We start from the raw sequence: 14,382 nt of genomic DNA on the forward strand, positions 1-14,382 counted from the left end.
CGATGGCTACGCTGAACAAAGCGCTGACGCGGCCTGCCGCCATAGCCGGCATTCCCCTCGTGCCGTTCGTGATGGTCAGCGGGGCCATCGTCCTGCTGGCGGTCTATGTCAGCTATTACCTGATATTACTGCTTATTCCGGCCTGGCTGGAGATGAAGGCAAAGGCCAGAACCGATATTCACTATTTCGGCCTGCTCTGGCTGGCCTTTAAAACCCGTGGCCGTTTTGGCACCAATAAACATTTTGGTGCCAATGCCCTGCTGGCAAACCGCTATGACGCTGTCGACGTCTCGGAGTTTATTGAAAAGATGAAGTTAAACGAGCGCGTTACGCTGGATAAATACATTCCGTATTCCTCCCATATTCACCCGCACGTCATCAGAAACCGCCAGGGTGATTTGGTTGCCAGCTGGGAGCTGGAGGGCACCGTTTTTGAATGCGAGGACGAACATCACCTGACGTTAATGGCGTCGCATCTCAATAACGTTATTCGTGCGTATGAAGGCCTGCCGGTTACTTTTTATCTTCACCGTATCCGGGAAAAGTACCACGATGTCTTTGACGCGAATTCAGGCATTCCCTTTTCTGATGAAGTGACCCGGCTGTATTACCAGCCGATCAGCGAAAAACCGTTCTGGCGGCACCGGCTGTTTTTCACCGTCTGCTACGCGCCCTTCTCTCCGCTGGAGAAAAAGGCCATGAAGGCGCAGAGTTCCGGCAAACGCAAAGCGGCGCTGGATGAGGCTCTGAAAGTGATGCTGGAACACCGGGATGCGCTGGCATCGGCGCTGTCCCGCTATACGGCAACGCAGCTGGGGATGTATGAAGACAACGGGCGGGTGTATTCCACCCAGATTTCCTTGTATCACCGCCTGCTCACCGGCCAGTGGCAAAAGGTGGCGGTCACGCGTGCGCCGTTTTATGAAACATTAAGTACGCCGGATGTCTTTTTTACCACCGACACTGCCGAGTGCCAGACGGTCGGCGGCTCCCGTTTTTTCCGCAGTCTGGAAATCAAAGATTACTCGCCTGAAACCGCGACCGGCCTGCTGGACGCGCTGCTGTATGCCGAAAGTGAGTATGTGCTGACACAGTCCTTCACCTGCATGGCCCGCGATGAGGCGCAGAAGCATATTCGTCTGGCGGAAAAGCGCCTGAGTTCGGCGGATGACGACGCCATTTCGCAGCGGGAAGAGCTGATTGTCCTGCGCGACCTGCTCCAGTCCGGGCATGTCTCCTGCGGGAAATACCACTTTTCCCTGCTGGTATCTTCAGACAGCCCCGAGCAGGTGGTGAAGGATGCCAACGCGCTGGCGCAGCCTTTCGCCGACCTCGGCATCATGACAACGCTGTCCACGCTGTCGCTGCCCGCCGCGTATCTGGCGCAACTGCCGGGGGTGTATACGCTGCGCCCCCGTCTGGTGGCCGTCAGCAGCCAGAACTTTGCCGACCTGGCGAGCCTGCACAATTTTCATCCTCACAAACGAAACGGCAATCCCTGGGGCGATGCCATCGCCATCCTCAAATCCCCCGGCGGCGGCGGGTATTATCTGAACCTGCATGACAGCCAGAGCGGACGGGATGACTTCAACGAAAAAACGCCGGGTACTACGGCGATTATCGGTAAAACCGGCTCAGGGAAAACGATGCTGATGACCATGATGCAGCAACTGATGCAGAAGTACCGCAATCCGGCGACGTTCTCTGAATCAGCCCCTCTTAAGCAACTGACTACCGTGTATTTCGACAAGGACCGGGCGGCGGAGATGGCGATACGTCAGATGGGCGGACGCTACTTCCGTATTCGCACCGGTGTGCCTACCGGGTTCAATCCTTTTGCGCTGGCCCCAACCCGGCGGAATATCAGCTTTATCAAACGGCTGGTGCGCATGCTGTGCCGCCGCAACGGCAAGCCGCTCGATCCGCGCGATGAGGAGCGGATCAGTGCCGCCGTAGATACCATTATGCTCGACTACCCGCCGGAATACCGCAAGTTCGGTATCACCCGGCTGCTGGAAGTCCTGCCGGAGCCGCCCACTACCGACGCCCGCCTCAACGGGCTACGTATTCGCCTTAAACAGTGGGCGCAGGGCGGCGAGTTCGGCTGGGTATTCGACAATGAGGAGGACACCTTCAACATCAGCAACATTGATAACGTGGGTATCGACGGTACGGAATTTCTCGATGATGACGATATTCGCGGCCCCATCACATTTTATCTGCTTTACCGCGTCACCGGCCTGCTGGATGGTCGCCGGCTGGTGATGTTCATGGACGAGTTCTGGAAATGGCTGGCCGATGTCGAATTTTCCCGCTTCTCGCTCAATATGCTGAAGGTGATCCGCAAGCTGAACGGCATCTTCGTCCCCGCCACCCAGTCACCTGACGAAATCGTCAAACACCCTATTGCTCCGGCGATTATCGAGCAGTGCGGCACGCAGATTTTTCTCGCCAACCCGAAGGCCAGCCGGGAGGATTACGTGGAAAAGATGAAAGTGCCTGAAAGCGTGTACGACATCGTCAGAAACCTCGATCCGGGTGAGCGCTACATGGTGGTTCTGAAAACGCCGTTACGCGCAGGTGAAACCCGGCCTTTTATGGCGATGGCGAAAATGGATTTATCGGGCCTCGGGAAACTCACCAAAATGCTGAGCGGCAGCGAAGACAACCTGAAACTGTTCGACACCCTGTATCAGGAAGGAATGCAGCCTGATGACTGGAAAGCCGCCTTCCTTGAACAAGCCCTGTAATATTCACGACGGAGGTAATGAAAATGCGGTTCAGAAAACTCATACTGGCATTATCGTTGTTTATTTCCACCCAGGCGATGAGCGCCGGAATACCGGTATTCGACGCCGTACAGAATACCGAATCCATGAATCAGTGGATCCAGAAACTCCAGCAGTGGCAGGAAACCGTTACCCATTACAGAAGTGAACTTGATGCCTACAAGCAGCAATTAGCCACGGCAACGGGCGTGCGGGACGTTCAGGCATTTCTCCGCGAGGCCAAAAGTCTGAGAACCGATATTGATAATCTTCGTCAAAACGGTATTTCACTGGATGACCTGCTGAGCAACCAAAACGGGTCATATTCGTCTGAACTAAATAGCTTGTATAACAAATATAAATCGTTCGATACCTGTAACCCCTCCAGCGCTTCACAACGCTATCTGGACAGCTGCAAACAGATGATCCTGAATCAGGCTGTAGCGATAGAAAATACGTCCGAGGTTGAAAACAAGATCGCGGGCACGCTCGGCGATATATCAGATTTATCGGACCGTATTGCTAATGCGCAGGATACGAAAGAGTCACAGGACCTGGCTAACGCCATCGCAGCCAAAAGCGTACAATTGAATGCGCTGACCAGCCAGTGGGAAATGTCAGTCAAACAGGCAGAGCAACGTTCCACTATGCTGACTCAGCAGCGGCAAAAGGCTTTCAATGAGCAGCAACTCGCCGCGCCTGTTCCTGATTTTAATGATTGAGAGGGCAAACATGAAAACATCAATTTTGTTGATTCCAATTATTTCAGGATTCTTATTACTGACAGGATGTGATAACCCGAAATCAACGCAATGGTATAAAGAACACCAGGATGAAATGAATATCCGATATAAGACGTGCGAATCATCCGGTGATGATTCCATGGATTGTAAAAACGCACGTGAGGCACGATTTGAACTCCGTCAGGGGAATGCAAAGGTTCCCGATTTAAATTAACGAGGTGACCTATGTCAGGTGGTATGTTTGTTGGAATGAACAACACTATCACTGGCGGTTTAAATGCCGTATTACAGGGACAAACTTCCGTGTACGGCAATATGATCAGTGTTATCGCCGTCAGTTCATTTACATTATTTATCACTTATCGTGGGTATCAGACTCTGGCAGGAAAACTTCAAACCCCGATAGAAGATGTCGTATGGGATGTCGGACGAATGTTGTTGATCATGACGTTCGTTTTAAATCTTGGCAGTTGGCTGGATTTAGCCATCTCAGCCATTAATGGATTAAAAGATGGTGTCAGCGGCGACGATAATGTCTGGGCATTGCTCGATACCGTATGGGAAAAAGCACAGGCAATCGGACAAAAACTTTATCAAAATGATGATTCCAACTATGTAAAACTTAACGGAGGGATTGCTGAAATTCTGGTCTGGGGAGGCGCTATTGTTACCCTGCTATTCTGCTCGACCGTTAATCTTTTAGCCGAAATCACAATAGTATTAATGACCACTACCGCGCCGATTTTTATTTTCTGCCTGCTATATAGATTCCTAACCTCCATGTTCAATAACTGGTTGAAAACTATATTTACCGTTATTCTGACGATTATGTTTTCAGCATTATCAATCAGGATAGTGATTAATTATCTGAACGAAATATTGGATAAGGCGGTCAATTTCGCGGATAACGCCAATATCATCACGCTCGGCGTTCAGTGCTGTGTCGCCGGTGTTATTTCAGGCGTCATCATCTACTTCTCAGCAAAAGTTGCCAGCGCATTAGGCGGTGCCGCCGTGCAGGCCGTGTTACAGGGTGCAGCCATGAGCGGACTGCGCGGGCTGGCGAGCAAATCTGCCGACGTCGCCAGACCCGGCATAAAGGCCGGGGGCCGACTGACCGCCAAAGGTGGCATGGTAGCAGCCGCGACAACCGGCAGGTTCATTGCCGCAGGGGCAGGCAAAGCGGTGAACGCCTGGCAGAAACGTGCCACCGCCATCGAAAGCATGAAACGCCAGAATCAGCAGCGTCACCGTTAATCCTCCCGACCGCTAATCTCTCCCCCCGTCACGCCGTGGCCTCTGCCAGCGGTGCGGCTTTCCTGCATTTATCCGATAAGAGGCTTCCATGAAATTCAGCATCTTGCTTCTGATGCTGTGCGCGCTTACGGGCTGCGCGCAGCATCAGGGCAACCTCCCGCCGGTGTCCGGCGATCCCCAGCCGGTTAATTCCCCCGCCATCATTCAGGAGCAGACTCACCATGTCTGATATTCAGCGCATCATTAATGTCTCGCGCTCTTTTGAATCCATTCTGCTGGAAAAGGAAGAGCGTTCCCGCAAAACTGCCTGGCGGGTGGCCGCTGCCGGGCTGATTCTGGCTGCACTGGCAATTACGGCCATTCTTATTCTGCTGCCGCTGAAAACCACTGACATTGAATTGTGGTCGGTGGATAAACAGACCGGTCGTTATGAGTATATGACCCGCCTTAAAGAGAGGGATATTGCGTCTGAAAAAGCGCTGGCGCATTCACTGGCCGCACACTATGCCAGACTCCGCGAAGGGTATAATTATTTCTCCCTTCAGCGTGATTACGACGACGTACAATTATTTAACAGCGACAGCGTGAACCGGGATTATCTTGACGGGTTTAACGGCGACCAGGCACCGGACGTTGTTTTTAATAAAGCCGAATATGTTGTCTATATCGACATTATTTCCAATGTGCACGCGCCTGCCACCGGGCAGGATAACCTGGCAACCTTGCGTATCAAGCGTACCCTTCGCCGTATTTCTGATAATTCAGTGAAAACGGACTTCTGGAATATCCGACTCACTTACCGTTATGTCCCGCATCAGCAACTGACGGACAGTCAGCGTGAAGTGAACCCGCTGGGCTTTATCGTCACCAGCTACCAGCGCGATAAAGAACTGAGGAGCGAATGATGCTGAAAAACATCCTGCTCCTGACGGGCTTACTGGCATCATGCGCGGCATGGAGTGCCGCCACCCCGCTTGGCAGCGGCTATGACAGCCGGATGCAGAACGTATCGTATAACAGCCAGAACGCCACCGTGGTGAATACCCGCCCTGGCTACGTCACCACACTGCTGTTTGACGACGATGAAGCTGTGATTGATGCGCAAGCGGGTTTTCCCAAAGGCTGGACGGTGACGAAGAGTGATAACCGGGTAGGCGTCAGCCCGAACCCCATCACCCAGCCGGTGACGGACGCCAGCGGCAACAACATCAGCCAGGTGTTCCTGCCCACGGCAAAGGACTGGAAGACCAACCTCTTCGTGGTGACCTCAAAGCGTGATTACAGCCTGGAACTGAACGTGCTGGACCACGATTCCCCCGCGCAGGCGTTCGTTATCCGTTACCACTATCCGGCCGAGGCTCGCCAGCAATCCGCCGCCGCCAGCGCCGCACGTCAGACGCAGCAGCGTGAAAGACAGGAGAAGCAGCAGATAGCGGCAGCATTCGGAGAGGCCAGCACGCCACGCAACTGGCGCTACACCAAACGGGTCGCCGCCGGTTCGGCCTCCATCGCACCGGATTTTGCCTGGGACGATGGCCGCTTCACCTGGCTCGGATTCTCGCATCTCAGAACCCTGCCTTCCGTTTTCCGGGTGGTTAACGGACGGGAGCAGGCGGTCACGCCCAGGACGGTTAAACAGGGTAACTACATCGTGATGGTGGTTCCGGCATCACCACAACTGGTGCTGCGTTACGGCACTTCGGTGGTGGGGATCGAAAACGACGGATTCGGGCGCATCCCGATAACCCGCCGCGACACCGTTTCACCGTCCGTTACGCTGGAGGCCAAATGACTGACAAACATGTCCCGGACGAACCGGAAAAAACCACCGCAGAGCGGGAAGCGGAAGCCCGCGAACGCGCCCGTGCGGCAATGGCGTATCAGGAGCCGGAGCAGAAAACACCGCCCGGCCAGCCGGAAGTGACCCGTTTTCGTAAGGCATCCGGTCGCCGCACGCTGATCGTCAGCCTGTTGAGTCTGGCGCTGGTGATCGCCCTGGCATCCGGCGGCGATCGTCTTTTCAGTGCATTCAAAGGGGGTAATGAGAAAGAAGCCGACACCGCGCCGCAACCCTCCGCCGGGAAGACGCTGCATGAGCGTCAAAATCTGGGCATGGACAGTAACCCGTTTGGCCTGTTCGGGCCACACACACAGGACGGAACAGACCCTGTCAGCCAGACCGTTACTCCCGCACCAACGCAGCCACCGGCCCCACCCGCCCTGAACAAGGCAGCCGCGCTGGCTGACGGGGTGAACAACGCCCGAACAATGCCGGGCGATACTGCACGCAAGTCCCCGGGTGAAACGCGCAGCCACGCAGAAACATCCGACAGTGGGTCATCATCCACGACGTACACATCCTGCCCGTCAGTACTGACCAGGGGAAAGGATGGCAGCCTTCGCTGCACGGATACTGCCGCGCCGGAAACGGCTAACAACGACAATCCGGGCGTCGCCCGGGTCACCGGCGTCAGACGGCTGGGCCTCGATCCTGATCTCTATATCCCGGTGGACCGCTATATCCCGTGTTCGATGATGTGGCGCTTCGTGTCCGATGTCGGGGGGCATATTTCCTGCCTGGTCAGTGAAGATGTTTACAGCGCCAGCAACCATGTGACGCTGATCCCGGCGGGAACGGTCGCCCGTGGCATCTACCGCACCGGGGCGCTGCAACACGGACGCAGCCGGATGTTTGTGCTGTGGACGGAGCTGCGTACGCCTGAGCCCGGCAGCCTGCAAATCCCGCTAACTGATACGCAGGCCAGCGGCCCGCTCGGCGAGGCGGGGATCTCAGGTTGGATCGACGACCATTTCTGGGAGCGCTTCGGCAATGCCCTGATGCTCAGTACCGTGCAGGACGTGGCTGCTGCGGCGTCGGATGCTCCCCGGGGAAAGACCGCAATACCGACTACACCGAAAACACCCGCGCCGCCACGGCGGAAATGGCGAAAACGACGCTGGACAACAGCATCAATATCCCGCCCACCCTGTACCTGAATCAGGGTGATGTCATCGGCATCATGACCGGCACCGATATTGATTTCTCATCCGTCTGGCAGCTACGACTGAAAAAGAGGTGGTATGAACGCTGAAAACCTGTCGCTGGATTTTATGAAAAACCAGCTGTTTGGTGATTTTATTGCGCAGGACGGCCTGACGGAAATTGCCGTTAACCGGCCGGGTGAACTGCATACCAAAATCCGGGGGAAATGGCGAAGACATGAAGCCCCGATTACGCTGCGCCAGTGTTACGCCTTTGCCAGAGCGCTGGCGTCCTGGCAGGAAGATAATATCGACGACACCTCGCCGATCCTTTCCGCCACGCTTGAATCAGGCGAGCGAATTCAGGCCATTATTCCCCCGGCCTGTGAGCGTAATACCGTGTCTATTACGCTGCGCAAGCCCGCATTTGGGCAGAAAACGCATCAGTCATGGATTGATGCGGGATTTTATAACCGGGTAAGCGGTAAGGAGCGAACGGAAGGCAAAGATGTTGAATTGACCCGCTACTATCAAGGTGGGGATATTTCCCGCTTTATGGAAAAAGCGGTGGAATACGGCAAGACGATTTTTATCGTCGGTGAAACCGGCTCCGGTAAAACCACCTATATGAAAACGCTGCTGCACTCTATTCCCCGGCACCTCAGGCTGACCACCATCGAGGATAATCCCGAAATCCGGTTTTATCACCACACCAACTATGTCCATCTCTTTTATCCGGCAGACGCCGGGGATAATGCCATTGTCACGCCCGGCAGACTGATACGCGCTAATTATCGTATGAACCCTGACCGGATATTACTGGCTGAAATTCGCGGACAAGAAGCCTGGGATGCGCTGAAAATCGTCGGTTCCGGGCATGAGGGATTGATGACCTCCCTGCATGCGGGCAGCCCGGAAGAATGTATTGAAGGGTTAATTGACCGCTGCTATGAAAACCCCGACTGCCGGAACATGCCTTTCGACGTGCTGTTACGCAAGGTGCTTAAGAGCGTTGATGTGATAGTCAGCATTGATATTCACGGTGACATACGCCGTATGAGTGATGTTTATTTTAAACCCCTTCATCTCAATGGCATGAGAGGTGTATTCAGCAAAGGGCTCAAGTAAATAACTTATCGAATTACGCAACCCTCGTTTAAATATGAAGGTGACCGAAATGAAAAAAGTAATATCCTCCGCATTATTACTCAGCGCTATGGCGTCATATTCAACCTCCGTCATGGCCGCTGACGCCTGTGAAGTGGTGCTATGCATGTACGGTAAAGCCACCGGGAACGGCGGCGGCAATGAATGCCATTCGGCCGAACGTGCATTCTTTAATATCGTGAAAAAGAACAAGCACGGTTTTCTGCAGGACCATACTGCCGATGCCAGAAAATCGTTCTTACTTGAGTGTGATTCGGCAGACCCGGCAATTATCAGCCAGATTATCAGTAAATTTGGCCGCATGCGTGGTTAATTAACGGAGGTTATCTTTATGACCAAACCGGGTTTTATTCAGCATCCCTGGACACATCAGCGCGGGGATTCCATGCGCGCAGCCCGTGTTATTGAGCACATTGAAAATGAGGCAATGCACGGATGCGGCCTTTATTATGAAATTTATCACTACCGGGTTATATGCCGGTTATTGCAATTACTACAAACGCTGAACGGCACCGACAGAATAACGCTGACCGAGGAAGCTAACCTACGTGGATTTACGCTGGATGAAACCAGCATTAAAGAAAGTCGTCAGTGTTATTCAGACGTCATCAGAGAAATCCACGAGAGCCAATATTAACCCTTGCTATTATTTTATTCTCAGCTCTCAAACGACAGCGGAATATTTCAGCCGAATCAGGCTTAAGGCGTGGCGGTTTTCCGGTTTTTACGGCCCCACATTTTTCGCGGATTAAGGAGTGAAGAAATGCGGGCCGTAAAAATGAGGCAGCGGACAGAATTATTTTCGCGGGTTAAGGAGCGAAAATAGTTCAGGCACCGCGCCTCACCGGCAAACAGCCGCGCCCACGCGGGTTTTGCCGGCCGGGGGGAGCCGAATAAATTTCGCCGCCCCAGCGAGCGAAAAGCTGTCGCCCACGACAGCGCTTTATTTGGGGGGCACAGCCCCGCACACCGTCGCGGCTAAGTCTCCGGCCAAAAGCCGGTAGCGTGGCGCGACCACCCTCTTTAAAGGTCAGCTTCCCTTTTATTCCCGCTGCGAGGAACGAGCAAAGGGAAGAAAAAGGCGAAAGCGACCGTCTTAAAGGGGGTGGTCGCGCGTAGCGAGCGACGGTGTGCCGCCGTTGACGTTGGGGGTTTTGGCGCGGCGTCCAGCCGCGACATTACCCCCATGCGACATATCATAAGGGCGTCCAGCCCGCATGAACTGGCGCACGCCGTTTAAGGCAGGGAAGCATGCTTTCCTGCATATGGCCGCAACGCGGCCACCTTCTTCGTCCCTGACGTTCGCCCCGCCTTTTCGCCCGACACCGTGGGGCGAACTGATGGGGCGATGTCATGGGGCGAACTGCTGACGAAGGAGGCATCGTGATTTTGAATAAGCTGGCCGTTTCACTGTCGCCGATAGTGAATGGCGCGCTGAGCTTCATGGCTTTTATGCAACAGCACCAGCTGATGCTGGCGCTGTTATCGGGGCTGACGATGCCGTTTTTCGCGTCGATGAAAAGCGATGAACGGCAAAAAGCCCCGTTGTGGCAAAAGCTGATTATGGCTTTTTCCATGTTGTGTTTTCTCTCTGGCACACTGGCCCCGATAGTTATCGGATCCTTCCAGTGGCTGTATAAGACCAGACTCACCAGTGATAATACGGTACTGGCCTGGTCAGTACGGATTGCTTTCACTGTAACCGGAATTATTTTTCATATTATGCTTCGCAGGGTATTCACGCCGGAACTGGACAAAATAAAGAAACATCTTGTTAAAAAAACCACCCTTGAACGCGAATTGCGCACCGATGTCCGCACCGTAAAGTCCCTGCTGCCGGAAACACTGCATTATGATCCGCTGGATTATATTGACCTGAATAAAGGCATTTTTATTGGCATGGACAGGGAGAACGAACCAATGTATATCCCATTAAAAGACTGGCAGAAACAACACGCGGATATTATCGGTACCACAGGGGCCGGCAAAGGGGTAGCCGCCGGCATATTACTTTATCAAAGTATTCTGGCCGGTGAAGGTGTGTTTGTTATGGACCCCAAGGATGATGAATGGGCTCCACACCTTTACCGGAAAGCCTGCGAGGATGCAGGAAAACCCTTTGCCTTAATTGATCTGCGAAAACAGCAATACCAGCTAAACCTGATTGAAGATATTACGCCAGATGAACTGGAAGAATTGTTCGTTGCAGGTTTCAGTCTGGCGGAAAAAGGTCAGGAATCTGACTTTTATCGGATCGACGACCGGAAAGCCGCCCGTATGGCCGCACAATTTGTCAGCGATAATCCATCGACAACAATCCGGGATGTTTATAACGGTGATTACGTTCAGGGTATTGCCGAAAAAATCAAAGCATTTTTTGGCAAGATAGAGGAACTGGCATTACTCAATGCCATTAATTCACCGGAGGGTTTTTCACTCAAAAAAATATTTGATGAAGGTGGCTGCTGTTATGTTATCGGCTCCATGCGAAACAGCAAAATTATTACCACACAGCGCATGCTACTGGTACGTCTGTACCAGTTAGCAGAAAGGCGCGACCGTGTAACAGACGTACCCCGCCCCATTGCTGTTTATCTTTCCGAACTGAAATACCATTTATCCAGGCCAGCGCTGGAAGGTTTAGGCGCTGCTCGGGATAAAGGCATGCATATTATTATGGATCATCAGTCCATTGCCGATTTAAAAGACTGCCCGGCAGATTTGAAAGGCGACGCCGTTGTCGGTGCGGTCGTTGAAAATGCCAAATTCAAACTGGTTTATCGGGTTATGGACCCGGATACGGCGGACTGGGTGGCCAGAATGTCAGGCACGATTCTGGTGGATGATGAACTTCGTAAGGCTAAAACGGATAATATGCTGACGGAGACCATCGACAGTGAGCGCACAATCCGCCAGGCCGAACGTTTCTTTATTGACAGCAATATGATCCTGAACCTGCCCGATTTTGTCAGCTTTATCTTTACGACAAAAACGCTACCTTCTGCCTCCTTGATTTCACCGATAAAGGTCAGAAAGCGTCAGCTAAAAATCTTCTGGGTTTCCCCTGATATTGCCGCATCGGCGGCACCGGTGAAAATCGCACTGGATTTTGACGAGGATGATAAACCATCCATACAGGATGTAATGACAACGCACCCGGATCTTTTCTTCAACGAAATCGAAGTCAAACCGGCAGAGCCCCAACCTGATGAGCAAGAACACCTGTCCCCGCTGGATTTTTAAGGAGCGGTTATGCTGATTTCGACATATCAAGAGCGCCAGACACGCAACAGAGAAAAAATAAAACAACTGCTGAACTTCCTGAAAGAAGAAACCTACAGTGATTTTAAAACGCTGATGCTGTTATTTGGTTTCCGGGATCATAAGTCGCTTTATTCGCTACTGGCAAAAACAGAGCGAATGGGGTTAATACAGAAGCATGTGCTTGAATCACGAACAATGAAGATTTCATTATGGGGGATCACCAGTGACGGGCTGGCGGTGGTGTTAACCCCGGATGATAAAATCTTTCCTGCGCGGTTCGAACCATCAAAAATGACCGGCTGGACGCTGGAGCACCATCTTGATAATCAGGCCGCCAGACTTATTCTGGAGAAGAAAGGCGCTTCGGGATGGATTAACGGCGACCGGGCCACCTTTATCAGCCAGTATCAGGTGAAACATCGCCCGGACGGGTTATTAACCCTGCCTGACGGAAACGTTATTGCCATTGAAACCGAGCGCCGCCTGAAAACCCGATCCCGTTACCAGTCTATTATCGCCAGCCACCTGCTGGCCCGTACACGCAAGCACTGGATTTATGTTTTTTATGTCATGCCTGACCCACAGAAAAAACGGGCACTTGAACTACTGTTTGACAGCATCAAACATGTCATCATCAACCATCAGCACGTCCCGCTGGAAGAACGTCACCGCCGGGTGTTTCGCATTTATACCCTTGATGAACTGAAACGCCTGTCACTAGGCAGCTATACGTAAGCTTTTACTCAGGCCATCGAGATGGCCTCACCGGACTGGCGGCGATACCGCCAGGTCGAAATAATTTTTATTCCACTGCGAGGCGCAGACTGTTCGGTACTCGCTGTGCTGCGTTCCGCCTCAATCTGCGCCTTGCAGCGTTACCGGTTAAAAACCATGTAACCGCATTCCCTTGCGGTTGCCTGATCCCGGTCTCAGAGTTTATCCAGCAGGTAACGATGTGCTTTAGAGGCTGCGCTCGCCGCTTTGAAAATATAACGCTTGTCGTTTTTCAACGCTTTCAGCCATGAAGCAATGTAGCTTTCATGTTGTACCTCTCCCTCAATGCCAAGATCAGCCATCAAAAAGGCACTTCCCAGCTCCGCGACAAGTTCTTCCTCTGCATAATCCGCACTGCCAAACTTCCCTTTCATTTCACGGTTCAAACGTTTTTTGCCCCCACTCCAGTGGACAAGCTCATGCAGACCGGTAGCATAGAAGTTAGCCGCATCAGCGAATAGATGGCGCTCCGGTAACCAGACTTCATCAGTTGATGGGCTGAAAAAGGCGTTTTGTCCTTTCTCAATGATGTTTGCGCCGCTCTTCCTGAACAGGTTTTCAGCCTCGGGCAACGAGTCAAAGGTTGCTTCCGGGCTGACCGTTTCAGTTGTCAGGGGCAGGCCGTCGATTTGCTGAACGTTGAACACGGTGAAAGTTTTCAGCATCGGGATTTGTTCAACGTCTCCGGCGTCGTTTTCCTTCTCCAGCGTAGTGTAGAAAATAGCTGTTGTGCCATGCTCACCCTTGCGAACCTGTCCACCTGCAGTCTGTGCCTGTTTGTAGGTCATCCAGCGTGAATCGCTGAAACCCTGCTTAGATGCGCTGCACCACAGCAACATGATGTTCATGCCACTATAAGCCACACCAGTGGCGTAATTGGAAGGCAAACCAGACATGCCATCTACACGCTGCCACGGGCAGGACCACGGTTTTACTCCGGCTTCCAGCGCTGCAATGATGTTGTCAGTAACAGTCTGGTAAATGTCGGTTCTGGTTTTAGAAAATTTCGTTTTTGAGGAGCCTGACGGGTCCAGCGGGGATACGCTGGTCGCCGCTGCGGTGTTAGGGGCGCTTGTCCGGGTGGTATGCAGGGAAATCGTCATCGTTTTTTCTCCGTCAGTGTGTGATTTTCGTCTTCGTATCGCCTGACGGTTCGCTTTCCCGACATCGTTCTGTCCTGCAAGGGCGCAGCATGCGTGCCATTTACCCTTGCGGGACGGGTTGTGTTGGGAAACGATTAACAGGAAGCCGATAGAGGAACGAAAAGCGCACAGGAAAAAAACTGCCCCTGCATAGCCGGGCGTAGCGCCCCTTACTTCGCAGTGGCGAAAAGTAGATTGGTGGTGTTGAGTCTGGGGCCTGCACTGACAGGGACTTCATGTAGGTGTTAGCATGCTTTCCTGCCGGCCGAGACGATCCTGCTAACC

13 protein-coding genes and 1 pseudogene are annotated in these 14,382 nt (G+C 52.9%); 13 read left to right on the plus strand and 1 reads right to left on the minus strand.

The genetic code is table 11. The features are described 5' to 3' along the window. Positions 1–2: 2 nt before the first annotated feature. From ACSJLU_RS15800 to mobC, 13 genes and pseudogenes are all read left to right on the plus strand, one after another. Positions 3–2,750: a VirB3 family type IV secretion system protein gene (locus tag ACSJLU_RS15800; RefSeq protein WP_439041090.1), complete on the plus strand. Its 2,748-nt coding sequence runs from the start codon at positions 3–5 to the stop codon at positions 2,748–2,750. A gap of 23 nt (positions 2,751–2,773) precedes the next feature. Further along, entirely contained in the window at positions 2,774–3,490 is a 717-nt protein-coding gene (locus ACSJLU_RS15805; protein WP_203260277.1) for a type IV secretion system protein, read from the plus strand. Positions 3,491–3,500: 10 nt separating this feature from the next. Beyond that, entirely contained in the window at positions 3,501–3,725 is a 225-nt protein-coding gene (locus tag ACSJLU_RS15810) for an EexN family lipoprotein (RefSeq protein ID WP_071823624.1), read from the plus strand. Between the two features lie 11 nt (positions 3,726–3,736). Then, the gene (locus ACSJLU_RS15815) at positions 3,737–4,768 is read left to right on the plus strand and encodes a type IV secretion system protein (protein ID WP_439041005.1); all 1,032 of its coding nucleotides are present in this window, start codon (positions 3,737–3,739) and stop codon (positions 4,766–4,768) included. Between the two features lie 88 nt (positions 4,769–4,856). Further along, positions 4,857–4,997 carry a hypothetical protein gene (locus tag ACSJLU_RS15820; protein WP_203260259.1) on the plus strand — a complete coding sequence of 47 codons (141 nt, stop codon included), beginning with the start codon at positions 4,857–4,859 and terminating at the stop codon, positions 4,995–4,997. Then, on the plus strand, positions 4,990–5,673 hold the full coding sequence (locus ACSJLU_RS15825) for a virB8 family protein (RefSeq protein ID WP_203260258.1): 684 nt from the start codon (positions 4,990–4,992) through the stop codon (positions 5,671–5,673). Before ACSJLU_RS15820 ends, ACSJLU_RS15825 begins: the two co-directional genes overlap by 8 nt. Further along, positions 5,673–6,560 carry a P-type conjugative transfer protein VirB9 gene (gene virB9 / locus ACSJLU_RS15830; RefSeq protein WP_203260276.1) on the plus strand — a complete coding sequence of 296 codons (888 nt, stop codon included), beginning with the start codon at positions 5,673–5,675 and terminating at the stop codon, positions 6,558–6,560. The genes ACSJLU_RS15825 and virB9 overlap by 1 nt, the downstream gene beginning before the upstream one ends. Continuing rightward, positions 6,557–7,860 (plus strand): annotated as a pseudogene (gene virB10 / locus ACSJLU_RS15835) (VirB10/TraB/TrbI family type IV secretion system protein). The gene virB9 and the pseudogene virB10 overlap by 4 nt, the downstream one beginning before the upstream one ends. Then, complete coding sequence (gene virB11, locus ACSJLU_RS15840; protein WP_439041006.1) at positions 7,850–8,878, plus strand: P-type DNA transfer ATPase VirB11; 1,029 nt, start codon at positions 7,850–7,852, stop codon at positions 8,876–8,878. The pseudogene virB10 and the gene virB11 overlap by 11 nt, the downstream one beginning before the upstream one ends. A gap of 49 nt (positions 8,879–8,927) precedes the next feature. Beyond that, positions 8,928–9,230 (plus strand): TrbM/KikA/MpfK family conjugal transfer protein, encoded by a 303-nt coding sequence (locus ACSJLU_RS15845; RefSeq protein WP_439041007.1) that lies wholly within the window; start codon positions 8,928–8,930, stop codon positions 9,228–9,230. Positions 9,231–9,248: 18 nt separating this feature from the next. Continuing rightward, positions 9,249–9,554, plus strand: a complete 306-nt coding sequence (locus tag ACSJLU_RS15850) for a hypothetical protein (protein ID WP_098363224.1) — start codon at positions 9,249–9,251, stop codon at positions 9,552–9,554. 746 nt (positions 9,555–10,300) lie between these two features. Beyond that, positions 10,301–12,160 (plus strand): type IV secretory system conjugative DNA transfer family protein, encoded by a 1,860-nt coding sequence (locus ACSJLU_RS15855; protein WP_439041008.1) that lies wholly within the window; start codon positions 10,301–10,303, stop codon positions 12,158–12,160. 9 nt (positions 12,161–12,169) lie between these two features. Then, on the plus strand, positions 12,170–12,916 hold the full coding sequence (gene mobC, locus ACSJLU_RS15860) for a MobC family replication-relaxation protein (protein ID WP_098363225.1): 747 nt from the start codon (positions 12,170–12,172) through the stop codon (positions 12,914–12,916). Positions 12,917–13,110: 194 nt separating this feature from the next. Here the strand turns inward: mobC and ACSJLU_RS15865 are convergent, their stop codons facing one another. Then, complete coding sequence (locus ACSJLU_RS15865; protein ID WP_103972477.1) at positions 13,111–14,058, minus strand: ArdC family protein; 948 nt, start codon at positions 14,056–14,058, stop codon at positions 13,111–13,113. Positions 14,059–14,382: the final 324 nt, after the last annotated feature.

The organism is Serratia bockelmannii (assembly GCF_051803255.1).
Classification (GTDB): Bacteria; Pseudomonadota; Gammaproteobacteria; order Enterobacterales; family Enterobacteriaceae; genus Serratia; species Serratia bockelmannii.